The sequence below is a fragment of the Sphingomonas sp. MM-1 genome (genome assembly GCF_000347675.2).
GTDB classification, from domain to species: Bacteria; Pseudomonadota; Alphaproteobacteria; order Sphingomonadales; family Sphingomonadaceae; genus Sphingomonas_E; species Sphingomonas_E fennica.
On the sequence record NC_020561.1, the window covers coordinates 2,292,118 to 2,308,105 of the forward strand.

Annotated in this window: 12 protein-coding genes and 2 tRNA genes; 6 read left to right on the forward strand and 8 right to left on the reverse strand. The window is 67.4% G+C overall.

The features are described 5' to 3' along the window. The first annotated feature begins 291 nt into the window (after window positions 1–291). Window positions 292–1,341: a hypothetical protein gene (locus G432_RS11030; protein WP_144062032.1), complete on the forward strand. Its 1,050-nt coding sequence runs from the start codon at window positions 292–294 to the stop codon at window positions 1,339–1,341. A 231-nt stretch (window positions 1,342–1,572) separates the two neighbouring features. On the opposite strand, the gene G432_RS11035 is transcribed toward G432_RS11030, so the two are convergent. Further along, window positions 1,573–1,658: transfer RNA gene (locus G432_RS11035), tRNA-Tyr, on the reverse strand. Window positions 1,659–1,850: 192 nt separating this feature from the next. Between G432_RS11035 and cobU the strand changes: the two genes are divergently transcribed. Together cobU and G432_RS11045 are read left to right on the forward strand one after the other, a co-directional pair. After that, on the forward strand, window positions 1,851–2,363 hold the full coding sequence (gene cobU / locus G432_RS11040) for a bifunctional adenosylcobinamide kinase/adenosylcobinamide-phosphate guanylyltransferase (RefSeq protein ID WP_015458905.1): 513 nt from the start codon (window positions 1,851–1,853) through the stop codon (window positions 2,361–2,363). A 110-nt stretch (window positions 2,364–2,473) separates the two neighbouring features. Then, window positions 2,474–2,560 (forward strand) — tRNA-Leu (locus G432_RS11045). Window positions 2,561–2,676: 116 nt separating this feature from the next. Here G432_RS11045 and G432_RS11050 read toward each other — a convergent pair. Then, complete coding sequence (locus tag G432_RS11050) at window positions 2,677–3,876, reverse strand: cation:proton antiporter (protein ID WP_202192007.1); 1,200 nt, start codon at window positions 3,874–3,876, stop codon at window positions 2,677–2,679. 521 nt (window positions 3,877–4,397) lie between these two features. On the opposite strand from G432_RS11050, the gene G432_RS11055 reads away from it, so the two are divergent. From G432_RS11055 to G432_RS11065, 3 genes are all read left to right on the forward strand, one after another. After that, a complete protein-coding gene (locus G432_RS11055) occupies window positions 4,398–5,417 on the forward strand; it encodes a LacI family DNA-binding transcriptional regulator (protein ID WP_015458907.1) in 1,020 nt (339 codons plus the stop codon). Window positions 5,418–5,568: 151 nt separating this feature from the next. Beyond that, on the forward strand, window positions 5,569–6,855 hold the full coding sequence (locus G432_RS11060; RefSeq protein ID WP_015458908.1) for an MFS transporter: 1,287 nt from the start codon (window positions 5,569–5,571) through the stop codon (window positions 6,853–6,855). 58 nt (window positions 6,856–6,913) lie between these two features. Beyond that, window positions 6,914–7,834, forward strand: coding sequence for a bifunctional helix-turn-helix transcriptional regulator/GNAT family N-acetyltransferase (locus G432_RS11065; RefSeq protein ID WP_015458909.1), 921 nt, complete (start codon window positions 6,914–6,916; stop codon window positions 7,832–7,834). 21 nt (window positions 7,835–7,855) lie between these two features. Here G432_RS11065 and G432_RS11070 read toward each other — a convergent pair whose 3' ends face one another. The 6 genes from G432_RS11070 to scpA are packed head-to-tail and all read right to left on the reverse strand — an operon-like array spanning window position 7,856 to window position 15,988. Beyond that, window positions 7,856–8,956 carry an HPP family protein gene (locus tag G432_RS11070; protein ID WP_015458910.1) on the reverse strand — a complete coding sequence of 367 codons (1,101 nt, stop codon included), beginning with the start codon at window positions 8,954–8,956 and terminating at the stop codon, window positions 7,856–7,858. A 59-nt stretch (window positions 8,957–9,015) separates the two neighbouring features. Then, the gene (locus tag G432_RS11075) at window positions 9,016–11,001 is read right to left on the reverse strand and encodes an acetyl-CoA carboxylase biotin carboxylase subunit (protein ID WP_015458911.1); all 1,986 of its coding nucleotides are present in this window, start codon (window positions 10,999–11,001) and stop codon (window positions 9,016–9,018) included. Window positions 11,002–11,020: 19 nt separating this feature from the next. Further along, complete coding sequence (locus G432_RS11080) at window positions 11,021–11,575, reverse strand: hypothetical protein (protein ID WP_015458912.1); 555 nt, start codon at window positions 11,573–11,575, stop codon at window positions 11,021–11,023. After that, window positions 11,572–12,567, reverse strand: coding sequence for a biotin synthase BioB (gene bioB, locus G432_RS11085; protein ID WP_015458913.1), 996 nt, complete (start codon window positions 12,565–12,567; stop codon window positions 11,572–11,574). Before bioB ends, G432_RS11080 begins: the two co-directional genes overlap by 4 nt. Further along, window positions 12,564–13,841: an O-acetylhomoserine aminocarboxypropyltransferase gene (locus G432_RS11090; RefSeq protein WP_015458914.1), complete on the reverse strand. Its 1,278-nt coding sequence runs from the start codon at window positions 13,839–13,841 to the stop codon at window positions 12,564–12,566. The genes bioB and G432_RS11090 overlap by 4 nt, the downstream gene beginning before the upstream one ends. Further along, window positions 13,838–15,988 carry a methylmalonyl-CoA mutase gene (gene scpA / locus G432_RS11095; protein WP_015458915.1) on the reverse strand — a complete coding sequence of 717 codons (2,151 nt, stop codon included), beginning with the start codon at window positions 15,986–15,988 and terminating at the stop codon, window positions 13,838–13,840. The genes G432_RS11090 and scpA overlap by 4 nt, the downstream gene beginning before the upstream one ends.

The window sequence follows — 15,988 nt, forward strand, 5'->3', positions numbered from 1 at the left end:
TCTGCGATTATCGGCGCTTGGAAGAGAGTGGGGGTGGTGGCAGGGCTTGAATAGAACCCATCATCTAACAAGTTGAAATTCATAATCTTTGCAAAAGGGTTCGGAACCGTCCCCCACACTCTCCCCCACATTTTGAAACCCTGCCGCCTAGTCAGGTGGAAATGATCGCCAACGGATACGCGCAGAGGATGGCAAGCGTTAAGATCACATCAGGAAATTCGTGCGAGGAAATACTCTAGGATTTCTAGCCTCCAAAAAACTGACCCGATGACACACGATCCACGAGCCGCCTTGGCTAAACGCTACTTCCTTGACGATTTGCCCGGTGCGATTCAACTAGGCGCCCGTTTGAACGGCATCCTCTTGAAGGTCGATGCGGGAGAGCAACTCACGCAGTGGTCGCGGCCTTTCCTCGCATCAAATGGCTTCCATGCTCTTGATGCCTTGGTCGGCGGACAGAGCAATTGGGAGACTTTTCAGAGAGCGGCCGAAGAGGAGCAGGCAGAACGTCTTGAAAAGGCTTCAGTCAAGGCTGCGGAGAAGGTCGCCGAGCTGGCAGAACTTGCTGTAACGCGAGCAGCGACAGCAAAAGCGACCTTTGCGGCCATGGCGAACGATCCTGTGCTTCGTCGAAAGCAGGAGGCCAAGAAACTACGACACCGCTTCGACGTGGGGTATATCGAAAACGAGCACTACGGGCGCGTGATGGCGCTCCTCAAACGAATCGACAATGGACAGCGCCTCAAAGAAGCCGACGTCTTGTGGTTAAGGACTGAGGCTGACTGTTGGACAGACGAACTGCACAAGGCTTGGCACGCATTGGAAGCCGCCGCCTTGACCAAAGCATGGGAAAACGGCGGGGACGCTTGGAATGCCGTGAACGCGAGCGCACATTGGCGGAAGGCTGATGAGCCGGAGCGCGCGTTGGGCGTGACGGAAGCGGCATTGGCAAAGGTCGGGCGAGTCCCCAAGCTACGGTCGGCATTGCTAACGACGCGCGGCGGCGCATTACGCGATCTGCGACGCCTTGACGAAGCAAAGTCGTTGGGCTGCGAAGCCCATGAATTAACCCCGAAAGACTACCGGCCTTGCACGCTGCTAGGTGCGGTGCATTTCGAACTTGGCGATCTCGTCACCGGGCATGAGTGGTATGCAAAGGCTGAAAGCCTGGGGGCACCGCCCAAAGCGATTGACCAGGATTTGTGCATGTTGCTTGCTCGATCCCCTGACCAGGAGCAGCAGCGCATTCGTGAGTTTCTGCTCCACAAGGATCCTGATCGGTTTAACTGGCTCAATCGCTGGAACGGATCGCAAAGGCCGCGCGATCCTAGACGCCCCTAGCCGCTCCATCAGCAGCTACGTCGGTCACGACGTATAAGCGCGCACTTCAAATTTCCCTCTCCCGCATGGAGCCGGACAGCGCATGTGAATAAGCCGATTTACTCCCACACTTCTCCCACACCAGCCTCCGGTTGCAGGCAAACGGCAACGGACGCAGGGGGACGATAGCGAGATAATGCGCTATTTTCCGGGATTTCTAGGAGCTTCGGCGGACGTTGCCGGATAAGTTGGTGGTGGACAGGGCTGGATTCGAACCAGCGTACGCTCACGCGGGCAGATTTACAGTCTGCTGCCTTTAACCACTCGGCCACCTGTCCACACCATCGCGATGGCGCGTTTTCCCGTCATTTGTGCACGTGGTTGGCGTGCCGGGAACCCTGCGCCACGGCGCGGGAGGGCGCCTGATAGACGAGGCTTTCGGCTTCTGCAACCCCGGCGGAGCGATGTTGCGCGGCGCGCGTGCGCGGGGCATGGCGGCCTTGCCGGAAGGACGGGAAAAGGGGCGTGGCATGCGGGTTTCGACGCTGGTGATCGGGGGCGCGCGATCGGGCAAGAGCCGCTTTGCCCAGGCGCTGGCGGAGGCCGAATCGGGACCGCTCGTCTATGTCGCCACCGCCGAGGCGCTGGATGGCGAGATGGCCGATCGCATCGCCCGCCACCAGGCCGATCGGGGGGCGCGCTGGACGACGCGGGAGGCGCCGCACGATCTGGCGGCGGCGATCGCGGGGGTCGATCCCGGCGCGACGATGCTGGTCGATTGCCTGACGCTCTGGCTTTCCAACCGCATGCTGGCCGGCGCCGACCTGGATGCCGAGGCGCACGCGCTGGTGGCGGCGATCGGGGCCTGCCCGGCCGCCCGGCTGGTGCTGGTGAGCAATGAGGTGGGCTTCGGCATCGTTCCGGAAACCCCGCTGGGCCGGGCGTTCCGCGATCGGGCGGGCTGGCTCAACCAGGCGGTTGCCGCCGCCGCCGACAGGGTTGCGCTGGTGGTCGCCGGGCTGCCCCTCTGGCTCAAGAATTGAGGCGCGGCAGATTCCGTGCAGAAAAGCGATTTCGCCCGTTGCCACCCCCGTATTGCTTTGCTAGAGGCACGCGCCTGCCAGCGCCCCGCTCTCGGGGCCCTTCTCGATGTGCGGTCGTGGCGGAACTGGTAGACGCGCAACGTTGAGGTCGTTGTGGCCGAAAGGCCGTGGAAGTTCGAGTCTTCTCGACCGCACCATTCGAAATGAGGAACAGGGCAGGCGGCTCCGCTGAAGGAGCAGCCGGCCCTTCCCGCCTTCCCCTGCCAGCTTGAGATGGCGACGCCGCTCCCCCCGGCGGAGCGGCGCCTGTCCGTCAGCCCTTCTTGTCGCGGAGGTGCGCCAGCCGCGCCAGCCGGGGCTTCACCACCGGGATGGTCAGCATCGTGCTGCCCACCGCCATCAGCAGCAGGGCGGTGAAGGTCTCGTTGGTGATGATCTGCTTGTCGAGCAGGATGTTGGCGAAGATGATCATGATCAGCGCCTTGGTCTGCAGCAGCCAGCCGACGATCGATGCCTCCCCCTTCTCCCAGCCGAGCAGGCGGCCGGCGAGGTGGATGCCGGCGAGCTTGCCGGCAACCGCCGCCACCAGCAGCAGCGCGGCGGCGCCGAACACGGCCAGCCCGCCCACGTCCCAGTTGGTGCGCAGGCCCGTGCTGAGGAAGAAGACCGGCATCACCGCGAGCAGGATGTTGCCGCGGAACTCGTCCATCTGCTTCTGGTCGAACCAGTCGGCATCGATCACCGCGCCCGAAAGGAAGGCGCCCACCATGAAGTGCAGGCCCGCCCAGTCCGCCGCGAAGCCGCAGGCGGCGAGCCAGATCAGCCCGACATACCAGCGGTCCGACGCGGGGATGCGCGTCATGATCCTGCGGATGGCGAAGGCGGCGATCGCGAAGCCCGCGAGGAAGCCGAGCTGGCGGCCCATCCGGTCCCAGTCGAGCAGGATGCAGGCGAGCACGCCCCAGATCGCCACATCGTCCATGCTGGCATAGCGCAGGATCCGCTGGCCGATCGGCTGGCGCAGGATGTCCAGCTTCTCCATCAGCAGGACGAGGATGGGCAGCGCCGTGACCGCGCAGGCCATGCCGGTGCCCAGGATCACCTGCCAGGGCTGGCCGTTTGGCCCGGCCCAGCCATCGAAGCGCAGCATCAGCATCGCCGCCAGGCTGCCGAACAGCAACGGCACGGCAAGGGCGAGACCGGCCGTGACCCCGGTTTCGCGCCGCCGCCGCCAGGTTTCGCGCAGGTCCAGCTCGATGCCCGCCACCCAGACGAACATCATCACCGCCCACCAGGCGATGCCGTTCAGCGCCGTCACCACCTGGGGATTGAAGACGAAGCGGTAATATTCGGGGAAGGCCGCGCCCAATATGCCCGGCCCCAGCAGGATGCCGCCGATGATCTGCACCACGACGAGCGGCGCATAATGATCGGTCCGGCCGATCCGCCAGACCAGATAGGGCACAGTGAAGATGATCAGCATTGCGATCAGGAAGATTTCGGTCGTGCTCATGGCCGTGTGCATGTGGCTGCTATTCCCCCCCTGTCGGTTGCCGGGCGATCCATCGCCGCCCGGCATGGTTCAATCGGATATTCCAGCGTTGTCATGAAATGGCGGCGCGGCGCGGAGGCCCCTGCCGGGCCGGGCGCCGCAAGGCCCCGGCGCCGGCGGGCGATGGCTTTGCGCGGGGACGGGACATAGGGCCTGCCGCCGCCCGCCCCGCGCGGGACAAGCAGCCGGCCAAGGCGGGGAGGCATTGCCGCGAATCCAGCGGCTTCGCGCCGGCGATTGCCGGTGCGGCCGCCATCCCGATCCGGCCCTTGCGGAGCCCCTCCATCGCCATACCGTCCCCCACGGTTCCGGGATGCCGCCGCCCCCGGATGCTTCTTGTCCCCTGCGGCCATATCCGGGGGCGGGCGGGACAAGCCGGCCGGCGGCCCGAGGGCGCGTGATCGGCGGCCCGCAACCTTCCGCGGATGACCAACGTTATCATCTACTACCCATGTTCCTCCGGTCATGCTAGCGGGGGCCGCATGGATGCCGGTCGTCGCGCAACAATCGTCGATGTCGCCCGTGAGGCGGAAGTTTCGATCAAGACCGTTTCGCGTGTCTTCAATGACGCGCCGAACGTTCGCCCGCACACGCGCGACCGCGTGGTCAAGGCCGCCACCGCGCTGAATTACCAGCCGAACGTGGTGGCGCAGGGGCTGGTGGGGCGGCGGTCATACCTGCTCGGCCTGTTCTACGAAAATCCCAGCCCCAATTATGTGGTGGAGCTGCAGCGCGGCGCTGTCGACCGGCTGCGCGGCGAGCGTTATCGCCTCATCGTGCTGCCGGTGGAGCAGGTGGCGCAGGTGGCGGACAATATCCTGTCCTTCGTCCGCTCCGCCGCGCTCGACGGCATCATCCTGACCCCGCCGGCATCGGACCATCCCGCGATCCTCGAGCATCTGAGCGCGGCGCGCTTTCCCTTCGTGCGGATCGCGCCCACCAGATCGCCCGAGATCCAGCCGCGCAACATCACCGACGACGTCGCCGCCGCGCGGGCGATGACCGAATATCTGATATCGCTCGGCCACCGGCGGATCGGGGTTATCAAGGGCGATCCCAGCCACCCGTCCAGCGAGGCGCGGCTGCTGGGCTTCTCGCTCGCGCTGGCATCGGCGCACCTGCCGCCCAGGCTCGACGATATCGATCAGGGCATGTTCACCTTCGAAAGCGGGTTCGAGGCGGCCCGCCGCCTGCTGGCGCGCAAGGACCGGCCGACCGCGATCTTCGCGCAGAATGACGACATGGCCGCCGGCGCGATCATGGCCGCGCATGATCTGGGCATCGACGTGCCGGGCGAGCTTTCGATCGCCGGCTTCGACGACAGCGCCATCGCCAACATCGTCTGGCCGCGCATCACCACCATCCACCAGCCGGTGTTCGACATGGCCCGATCGGCCACGGATACGCTGCTGGCGATGCTGGAGAAGAACCCCTATCCCGACGTGGTGGATCACCCCTTCACGCTGATCCCGCGCCAGTCGACCGGCCCCGCGCCGCGCTGAACGCGCTGCGGGGGTGCCCGTCGCCCCCTCTTTCCGTCTTCCCCGGATTCGATCGATTTTCGCGAAAAATCGGGATTGATAACGTTGGTCAAAGCGTGATCTAACGCGGCGGGCCCCGATCGAACAAGCGGGCCGACGGAGAGGAAGAAGGATGACCGGCAAGGCAAATGGCGGCACGCGGGCCGCCTTCGTGGTGGTGACGTGCCTCTATTTCATGTGGGGCTTCATCACCTCGAACAACGATCCGCTGATCGCGGCGCTGCGCGGCATCTACACGCTCAACGTCGCCGAAGGCATGCTCACCCAGTTCGCCTTCTTCCTTGCCTATTTCGTGATGTCGCTGCCGGCCGCCGGCCTGCTCGCCCGGCTGGGCCACGCCCGCACCATCATCGCCGCGCTGCTGGTGATGGTGGGCGCCTGCCTGCTGGTGCTGGTGGCCTCCCGCTTCGAAACCTATGCCATGGTGCTGGTCGCCCTGTTCGTGATGGCCAGCGGCATCACCGCGCTGCAGGTGGCGGCCAACCCGCTGGTGGCGTCGATGGGGGCCGCCGAAACCAGCCATTTCCGCCTCACCTTCGCGCAGGCGTTCAATTCGCTGGGCGTGGTGCTGGGCACCGCCATCGGATCGCGCATCATGCTGAGCGAGGATGTGTTCGCGCCCGGCGGCCATGTCGCCGAAGGCGTTTCGCGCGCGACCGCGCTGGGCGTGGTGGACCATGCCTTCGTGCTGATCGCGGTGGCGATCGCGGCGCTGGCGGTGCTGATCTTCGCCTTCCGCCGCCGGATCGAGGATACCGCCACCGACAGCGCCGTCGAAAGCGGATCGCCGTTGCAGGCGCTGCGTTCGGGCTGGGCGCTGTTCGGCGCGCTCGCCATCTTCCTCTATGTCGGCGCGGAAGTGACGATCGGCAGCGTCATGATCAACTTCCTCAACCGGCCCGACGTGCTCGGCGTCTCGCTGCGCGAGGCGGGCGAATTCTATCTCACCTGGTTCTATTGGGGCGGGGCGCTGGCCGGCCGCTTCATCGGCAGCGCCTTGCTCACCCGCATCCGCGCGAGCTACCTGCTCACCATCGCCGCGCTGGCCGCGACCGGCCTCACCGCCGCCGCCTTCCTGCTCAGCGGCCCGGCCGCCGCTTATGCCGCGCTCGGCGTCGGCCTGTTCAACTCGATCATGTTCCCGACGATCTTCACCATCACCTTCGAACGGTCGAAGGCGTCGCACGCCTCGGTGTCGGGCCTGCTGTGCATGGCGATCGTCGGCGGCGCGCTGCTGCCGTGGATGTCGGGCCATGTCGCCGACGCCACTGGCAATATCGGCGCCACCTTCCTGCTGCCCGCCATCGCCTATGCCGGCATCCTGCTCTTCGCCGCCAGCGGCACGCGGGGCCGGGCGCCCTCGCGTGACGGCATGGTGGCGCCGGTGGCGATGCACTGACCGGGTGCCCGCCGCATATAGTTGACTAAGGCAACATTATATGTTGTCCCTGTCAACTATGGAACAGGCCATCCAGACGATCCGCGGCTTCAACCGCTTCTTCACCCGCCATGTCGGCGCGATCGACGCGCGCTTCCTCGATATGGACGTCAATTTGCCGGAAGCGCGATTGCTGTTCGAGATCGCGATGCGCGAGCCGGTGATGGCGAGCGGGCTGCAGGACGCGCTGGACCTCGATCGCGGCTATCTCAGCCGCATGGTCGCCCGGTTCGAGGATCGGGGCTGGATCAGGCGCGATCGGGTGGAAGGCGATGCCCGCGCCCGGCCGATCCGCCTCACATCATCGGGGCGCGCGGCGTTCGAGATGCTGGACGAAAGGCAGCGATCGGCGGTCGCGGCGGATCTCGCCCGGCTCGATCCCGTCGAGCGGGACGATCTGGTCCAGGCGCTCGCCAAGGCGCGGCTGCTGCTCGATCCCGATGCCGGCGCCGATTTCCGCATCCGGACGTTCCGGACCGGCGATGTCAGCCATATCGCCGCGCGCCAGTCGATCCTCTACGCCGCCAGCCATAGCTGGGGCCACGGGCTCGAGCTGGTGGAGGCGGAAACGGTCGCCGCCTTCCTCCGCAATTTCAAGCCGGGGCGCGAGCAGTGCTGGATCGCCGAGATCGAAGGCGTGACGGCGGGCGCGGTGTTCCTGACGGACGAAGATAATGGCACGGCGCGCCTCCGCCTGCTTCATGTCGAGCCGTTCGCCCGCCGGCGCGGCATCGGCGACGCGCTGGTGCGCCAGTGCATCGGCTTCGCGCGGGAAAATGGCTATGCGGAAATCATGCTCTGGACGCACACCGTGCTCGATGCCGCGCGCCGCATCTATGCGCGCCACGGCTTCGAGCGGATCGCAACGGAGGTCCACCATGCGTTCGGCGAGCCGGTCCAGGGCGAGACGTGGCGCCTGGACCTGACGGCGAAGCCGTAGCGACGCGCGCGCGCGCCCTTTTCAGCCCAGCGCGCCGGCCACCCGCTCCGCGACATGGCCGCGCCACAGGGCGGCGAGCAGGTCGGTCTGGCTGATGAGGCCGATCAGGCGGCCGTCGCCGTCGGCGACGATCGCCATGTGGTGGAGCCCGCCGGAAAGCGCGGGCAGCAACTCGTCGATCGGGGTTTCGGGGGCGACGAGGCACAGGTCACGCGCCATCACCTCGCTTACCGTGCGGCCCGCGCCCGCGAGCAGCTCGGCATGGCCGACGATGCCGGTCACGCGGCCGTCCTCGTCCACCACCGGCATTGTCGCCAGCCGCCGTTCCAGCAGCCGGTCGCGCGCCTGGCCCACGCCTTCGCCGGGCCGCGCCTGCACCACGTCTCGGGACATGATGCGCCCGCAGACGATCTCGCCATGGAGCCGGCGGTGCGCCTGCGCCTCGACCTGGCGGAACAGCGCGTCGAGATCGTCGCGGCTCACGTCCAGCAGCTCGTCATAGCGGGCGAGCACGACATCGATATCGGCGGCGGTATAGCCCACGCGCTCCTGCGGCGGCGGATCGGCGGTGCCGTGGGTATTGCGCGAAGGCGGCGCCACGCGATGGGGGTAGCGGTGGCGGGTGGCGTTGTTGAAGGCCCAGGCGATCGCCAGCAGGATCGCGGAATTGAGGCCCACCGGCACCAGCGCGAACGACCATCCGGCCGCCCAGATGGCCGGGCCGCCGATCACCGCCGTCAACGCCACCGCGCCGCCGGGCGGGTGGAGGCAGCGGGCGAGGCTCATCGCCCCGATTGCGGCGGCCACGCCCAGGCCCGCCGCCGGCACCGGATCGTGCAGAAGCCTGGCCGCCGCCACGCCCATGATCGCGGAGATGACGTTGCCGCCGATCACCGACCATGGCTGGGCGAGCGGGCTGGCCGGCACCGCGAACAGCAATACGGCCGATGCGCCCATCGGCGCGATCAGGATCGGCAGCGCCGAATCCGCCCCCAGCCACAGCCGGCAGACCGTGCCGGTGACGAGGATGCCGATCAGCGCGCCCAGGCAGGCGCGCAGCCAGCCGAGCCGCCCCAGCGGCGACCAGACCGGGGCCAGCGGCGCGAACAAGCGCGACAGCATCGAAATCCTTTCATCCCTCCCGCCCGCCCCGGGCCATCGGGGGCGGGCGGCCGGGCGGCTTATTCGAACTCGAGGATCACCGCGTCAACCGCCAGGCTCTCGCCCGGCGCGGCGGCGACGCGTGCCACCGTGGCCGCCTTTTCGGCGCGCAGGATATTCTCCATCTTCATCGCCTCCACCACCGCGAGCGGCTGGCCGGCCTCGACACGATCGCCCGCCTTCACATGGATGGCGGTGATCAGGCCCGGCATCGGGCAGAGCAGGAAGCGGGAAAGATCCGGCGGCACCTTCTCGATCATATGGTGCGAAAGATCGGCGATGCGCGGCGGCAGCACCGACAGCGCATGGCTGGCGCCGCGCGTGGTGAAGCGCCAGGCGCCGGTGCGGCGGCGTTCCACCCGGATGGCCAGCTCCTCGCCGTCGACGATCGCCTCCACCAGCCGCTGGCCGGGAATATAGGGGGCGTCGACCACCACGGCCGTGCCGTCCACCGTCACCGCGTCGCCGGCCACTTCCGCCTGATGCTCGGCGCCGTCCAGCTTCACCACCCAGCGGGTGGGGGCGGGCGTCCGCCCGTTGAGCTGGCCGTCGATCGCGTGCGCGCGGGTGGCATCCTCGGTGGCGATCAGCGCCGCCACGGCGGCGAGCCGCGCGGTCAGCCCCTCGCCCGTCGGCGCGCCGGTGAAGCCTTCGGGATATTCCTCGGCGATGAAGCCCGTGGTCAGCCGCCCTTCGCGGAAGCGCGGATGCTGCATCAGCGCCGACAGGAAATCGACATTATGGCCGATGCCGTCGATCTCGAACCGGTCGAGCGCGTCGATCTGCCGGTCGATCGCCGCCTCGCGCGTGTCGCCATAGGTGATCAGCTTGGCGATCATCGGATCGTAGAACATCGATATCTCGGCGCCTTCGGTCACGCCGTCGTCGATGCGCACATTCTCCGACGCCGCCGGCGGGCGATAGCGGACGAGGCGGCCGGTGGACGGCAGGAAGCCGCGATAGGGATCCTCGGCATAGACGCGGTTCTCGATCGCCCAGCCGGTGAGCTTCACGTCGTCCTGGGTGAAGGCCAGCTTCTCGCCATAAGCGACGCGGATCATCTGCTCGACCAGGTCCAGCCCGGTCACATATTCGGTGACGGGATGTTCCACCTGCAGGCGGGTGTTCATCTCCAGGAAGTAGAATCCCTGGCCGGTGGTGTCGGCGCCGGAAACGATCAGCTCCACCGTGCCGGCCGAATGATAGCCGACGGCGCGGGCAAGGGCCACGGCCTGCTCGCCCATCGCCTTGCGCATCTCCGGCGTCACGAAGGGGGAGGGCGCTTCCTCCACCACCTTCTGGTGGCGGCGCTGGACGGAACATTCGCGCTCGCCCAGATAGACGATGTTGCCATGCTTGTCGCCGAGCACCTGGATCTCGATGTGGCGCGGGCTTTCGATGAACTTCTCGATGAACACGCGGTCGTCGCCGAAGCTGGCGAGGCCCTCGCGCTTCACGCTTTCGAAATTCTCGCGCACGTCCTTTTCGGAGAAAGCGAGGCGCATGCCCTTGCCGCCGCCGCCGGCGGACGCCTTCATCATCACCGGATAGCCGATGCCGTTCGCGATCTCGACGGCATGGTCGGTGGAGGTGATCTCGCCCACGAAGCCGGGCACGACGTTGACGCCGGCCTGCTTGGCCAGCTTCTTCGATTCGATCTTGTCGCCCATCGCGGCGATCGCGTTCGGCGGCGGGCCGATGAAGGCGATGCCGGCCGCTTCCAGCGCCTCGGCGAAGCTGGTGCGTTCGGACAGGAAGCCATAGCCCGGATGCACCGCCTCGGCGCCGGTCTGCTTGCAGGCGGCGATGATCGCGTCGGCCAGCAGATAGCTTTCCGATGCCGGCGGCGGGCCGAGGCGGACGGCCTCGTCGGCCAGCTCGACATGCTTGGCGCGGGCATCCGCGTCGGAATAGACGGCCACCGTCTTGATGCCCATCGCGCGGGCGGTGCGGATCACGCGGCAGGCGATTTCACCGCGATTGGCGATCAGGATCTTCTTGAACATGGGGTCGTCGTCTCTCCGTCTATTTCTGCGCGAGGAGCAGGGCGGCCAGCCGCAGCTCCGTGGTGCCGCCGGGCGCGGCGCGGGTGGATGCGAACAGGCGCGTGGTGCGGGCGCCGGCGCCCGCCACGTTCCATTCGGTCTGCGAGGAGGCCGGGCTGGTCCGCGTCCGGCCGGGGCCGAGCGCCAGCGCCTGCTGGATGCGGGCGGCGAGCGCCAGCTGATCGGCGGCGCCCGAAAGCCGCACGCGCAAGGTGCACTGGCGCGCCGGGATGTTGGCGGGCAGCCGGTCGTCGGCCAGATAGGTCAGCAGCGCCTCATCCGCCTTGTAGCTTTCGCCCGGCTGGCCGGGGCCGCGCGGCTGGAGGGCCAGCGGCACCGGCGCCATGGCGATGGCGGCGTGGAATATCTCCGGGTCGCGGAAACCCGCCCAGCAGGTCGCCTTGAAGGTCTCGATCGCCATGGCGCTGTCGATCGTCTTCAGCTTTTCCACCGGCGACGGCGCGGGCGCGGGCTTCGCCGGGGATGGCGAAGCCGTGGCCTGTGCCGCCAGCAGCAGAAAGGCCGCCGCGATCATTCGGCGGCGACCGCCACGCGCGGCGCCTCGGCATCCATGGCGCGGATGCCCAGCCTGGCGAACAGGGCCGCGTCGCTGTCGTCGCCGGCATTGGGCGCGGTCAGCAGCTTGTCGCCGGTGAAGATCGAATTGGCGCCGGCGAGGAAGCAGAGCGCCTGCGTGCTTTCCGACATGCTCTCGCGGCCGGCGGACAGCCGCACCATCGATCGCGGCATGGCGATGCGGGCGACGGCGACGGTGCGGACGAACTCGATCTCGTCGATCTTCGCCAGCGGGGTATCGGCCAGCATGTCGCCCAGCACCGTTCCCTTCACCGGCACGAGCGCGTTGATCGGCACGCTTTCGGGATGTTCCATCGTCGCCAGCGCGTGGAGGAAGCCCACCCGGTCCTCGCGCTTCTCGCCCATGCCGACGATGCCGCCGCAGCAGACGTTGATGCCGGCCGACCGGACATGATCGAGCGTGTCGATGCGATCCTGGAAGCTGCGCGTCGAGATGACGTTCGCGTAATTTTCCGGCGAGGTATCGATATTGTGGTTGTAATAATCGAGGCCGGCCTCGGCGAGCTGGCGGGCCTGCTTCTCGGTCAGCATGCCCAGCGTCATGCAGGTTTCCATGCCCATCGCGCGGACGCCCTTCACCATCTCGATGATGGCGGGCATGTCGCGGTCCTTGGGCTCGCGCCAGGCGGCGCCCATGCAGAAGCGGGAGGAACCGTGATCCTTGGCCTGCGCGGCCGCCTGCAGCACGGCGCGCGGGTCCATCAGCTTGCTTGCCTTCAGGCCCGTCTCATGATGGACGGACTGGCTGCAATAGCCGCAATCCTCCACGCAGCCGCCGGTCTTGATCGACAGGAGCGTCGAAAGCTGGACGGCATTGGCGTCGTGGTGGGCGCGATGCACCTCGGCGGCGCGGAACACGAGGTCCATGAAGGGAAGGTCGAACAGGTCGGCGATTTCCTCGCGCGTCCAGTCGGTACGGTAATCGGTCATGCGGCCTCCAACGCCTGCGCCATGTCGGCGATGATGTCGTCGATATGCTCGATCCCGACGGAGACGCGCACCACGTTCGGCCCCGCACCCGCCTGCTCCTGGTCCGCCACCGCCAGTTGCCGGTGGGTGGTGGAGCTGGGGTGGATGATGAGCGAACGCGTATCGCCGATGTTCGCCAGATGGCTGAACAGCTTCACCGCCGAGACGAGCTTGACGCCCGCCTCATAGCCGCCCTTGAGGCCAAAGGTGAACACCGCGCCGCCCTTGCCGCCCAGATAGCGCTGGGCCAGCGGGTGATAGGGATCGTCGGCGAGGCCCGCATAGGACACCCAGTCCACCTTGGGGTGCGCCTTCAGCCAGGTGGCGAGCGCCAGCGCGTTGGCGCAGTGGCGCTCCATGCGCAGCGCCAGCGTCTCCATGCCGGTCAGCGTCAGGAAGGCGTTCATCGGCGCCATGGCGGGGCCGAGATCGCGCAGGCCCAGCGCCCGGCACGCCAGGATGAAGGCGACGTTGCCGAACGCCTCGGTGAAGACCTTGCCGTGATAGGACGGGTTGGGCTGGCTGAGATAGGGATAGTTGCCGGATGCCGCCCAGTCGAACCGGCCGGCGTCGACGATCACGCCGCCCAGCGAATTGCCGTGGCCGTTCAGGAATTTCGTTACCGAATGGACGACGATGTCGGCGCCATGATCGATCGGGCGGCAGAGCAGCGGCGTCGCCATGGTGTTGTCGACGATCAGCGGCACGCCCGCGGCATGGGCCACATCGGCGATGGCGGCGATATCCTGCACCACGCCGCCGGGATTGGCGAGGCTCTCGATGAACACCGCGCGCGTCTGCGGCGTGATGGCGGCGGCGACATTGGCGGGATCGTCGGCATCGACGAAGCTCGCATGCCAGTCCATCTTGCGGAAGCTGTGGCCGATCTGGTTGAGCGAGCCGCCATAGAGCCGCTTGGCCGCGACGATATGGCAGCCCGGTTCCATCAGCGTGTGGAAGGCCAGGAACTGCGCGGCATGGCCCGATGCGGTGGCGAGCGCGGCGGCGCCCCCCTCCAGCGCGGCGATCTTGCCTTCCAGCGCGCCGTTGGTGGGGTTCATCAGCCGGGTATAGATGTTGCCGGCGACCTCCAGGTTGAACAGCCCTGCTGCGTGATCGACATCGTCGAATACGTAGGAACTGGTCTGGTAGATCGGCGTGATCCGCGCCTTGGTGGTGGGATCGGGCGCGGTTCCGGCGTGGATCGCCAGCGTCTCGGGCCGGTGCGCGGTCATTCGGCGGCTTCCTCTATGCCCTCGGGCGGGATGTTGTGGCCCAGCAGGCGCAGCACCTCGCCCGCCGCGTCGACCAGGTTGGTGCCGGGGCCGAAAATGCCCTGCACGCCCGCGTCGCGGAGGAACTGATAGTCCTGCACCGGGATGACGCCGCCGGCGACGACCTTGATGTCCGACCGGCCTGCCTGCCTGAGGAGGCCGATCAGCTCGGGGATCAGCGTCTTGTGCCCGGCCGCGAGGCTGGAGGCGCCCACCACGTCCACGTCGGACTTGATGGCGAGGTCGGCGGCTTCCTGGGGCGTCTGGAACAGCGGCCCCGCGACCACCTCGAAACCGAGGTCGCCGAAGGCCGAGGAGACGAGGTTGGCGCCGCGATCATGCCCGTCCTGGCCCATCTTGGCGACCAGCATGCGCGGGCGGCGCCCCTTGCGGCGGCCGACGGCGGCCACGCCGTCCACCAGCTGCGCCCAGCGCGCATCGTCGCCATAGGCCCCGCCATAGACGCCCTTCACCGGTGTCGGGCTGGTGCCGTAGCGGCCGAACACATCCTCCATCGCGGCGGAAATCTCGCCCAGCGTCGCCCGCTTGCGCGCGGCCTCCACCGCCAGCGCCAGCAGATTCTCCTTGGCCGCGGCGCCCTTGCGCAGCGCATCCAGCGCGGCCTGGGCGGCGGCTTCGTCGCGGGCGGCCTTCACGCGGTTGATGCGGGCGATCTGCGCCTCGCGCACCGCGTGATTGTCCACCTCGAGGATGTCGATCGGCTCCTCGTCGGCCAGCCGGTATTTGTTGACGCCGACGATGATCTCTTCCTTGCGGTCGATCCGCGCGGCCTTGGCGGCGGCGGCTTCCTCGATCATCGCCTTGGGCCAGCCGGCGGCGACCGCCTTGGCCATGCCGCCCTCGGCATCGACGCGCTCGATGATCTCCCACGCGCGGTCGACCAGCTCCTGGGTCAGCGCCTCGACATAATAAGAGCCGCCGAGCGGATCGACCACCTTGGTCATCCCCGTCTCTTCCTGGATCACGATCTGGGTGTTGCGGGCGATCCGGGCGGAGAAATCGGTGGGCAGCGCGATCGCCTCGTCGAGCGCGTTGGTGTGGAGCGACTGGGTGCCGCCCAGCATCGCCGCCATCGCCTCGATCGTCGTGCGCATCACGTTGTTATAGGGGTCCTGCTCGGTCAGCGAGACGCCCGACGTCTGGCAATGGGTGCGCAGCATCTTGGACCGTTCGTCCTTCGCGCCCAGCTTCGTCATCACCCGGTGCCACAGCACGCGCGCGGCGCGCAGCTTGGCGATCTCCATGAAGAAGTTCATGCCGATCGCGAAGAAGAAGCTGAGGCGGCCGGCGAACTTGTCGATGTCGAGGCCGGAGGCCACGCCATATTTCACATATTCCATGCCGTCGGCGATGGTGAAGGCCAGCTCCTGCACCTGCGTCGCCCCGGCTTCCTGCATATGGTAGCCGGAGATGGATATGCTGTTGAACTTGGGCATGTTCGCCGACGTATAGGCGAAGATGTCCGAGATGATCCGCATCGATGGCTCGGGCGGGTAGATATAGGTGTTGCGGACCATGAACTCCTTGAGGATGTCGTTCTGGATGGTCCCGTCGAGCTGGGCCTGCGGCACGCCCTGCTCCTCGCCCGCGACGATGAAGAAGGCGAGGATCGGGATCACCGCGCCGTTCATCGTCATCGAAACGGACATCTGATCGAGCGGAATGCCGTCGAACAGGATCTTCATGTCCTCGACCGAATCGATCGCGACGCCCGCCTTGCCGACATCGCCCGTCACGCGCGGATGATCGCTGTCATAGCCGCGGTGGGTGGCAAGATCGAAGGCGACGGACAGGCCCTTCTGCCCGGCCTTCAGGTTGCGGTGGTAGAAGGCGTTGGATTCCTCGGCGGTGGAAAAGCCCGCATATTGGCGGATCGTCCACGGCCGGCCGGCATACATGGATGCGCGCACGCCGCGGGTGAAGGGCGCGAAGCCGGGCAGGCCGGGGTCGATCCCGGCCACGTCCTCGGCCGTGTAGAGCGGCTTGACGTCGATCCCCTCGGGCGTCGCCCAGATGAGGTCCTTGCCCTTCACTTCCTTGGCGGCGGCGGCCTGCCAGTCGGCCAGGGTCGGCTTGCTGTCGGTCAT

Coding starts and splice junctions, on each gene's coding strand:
- cobU (WP_015458905.1), top strand. CDS start 1,851: ATGCGGGTTTCGACGCTGGTGATCGGGGGCGCGCGATCGGGCAAGAGC.
- G432_RS11050 (WP_202192007.1), bottom strand. CDS start 3,876: ATGAGCACGACCGAAATCTTCCTGATCGCAATGCTGATCATCTTCACT.
- G432_RS11055 (WP_015458907.1), top strand. CDS start 4,398: ATGGATGCCGGTCGTCGCGCAACAATCGTCGATGTCGCCCGTGAGGCG.
- G432_RS11060 (WP_015458908.1), top strand. CDS start 5,569: ATGACCGGCAAGGCAAATGGCGGCACGCGGGCCGCCTTCGTGGTGGTG.
- G432_RS11065 (WP_015458909.1), top strand. CDS start 6,914: ATGGAACAGGCCATCCAGACGATCCGCGGCTTCAACCGCTTCTTCACC.
- G432_RS11070 (WP_015458910.1), bottom strand. CDS start 8,956: ATGCTGTCGCGCTTGTTCGCGCCGCTGGCCCCGGTCTGGTCGCCGCTG.
- G432_RS11075 (WP_015458911.1), bottom strand. CDS start 11,001: ATGTTCAAGAAGATCCTGATCGCCAATCGCGGTGAAATCGCCTGCCGC.
- G432_RS11080 (WP_015458912.1), bottom strand. CDS start 11,575: ATGATCGCGGCGGCCTTTCTGCTGCTGGCGGCACAGGCCACGGCTTCG.
- bioB (WP_015458913.1), bottom strand. CDS start 12,567: ATGACCGATTACCGTACCGACTGGACGCGCGAGGAAATCGCCGACCTG.
- G432_RS11090 (WP_015458914.1), bottom strand. CDS start 13,841: ATGACCGCGCACCGGCCCGAGACGCTGGCGATCCACGCCGGAACCGCG.
- scpA (WP_015458915.1), bottom strand. CDS start 15,988: ATGACCGACAGCAAGCCGACCCTGGCCGACTGGCAGGCCGCCGCCGCC.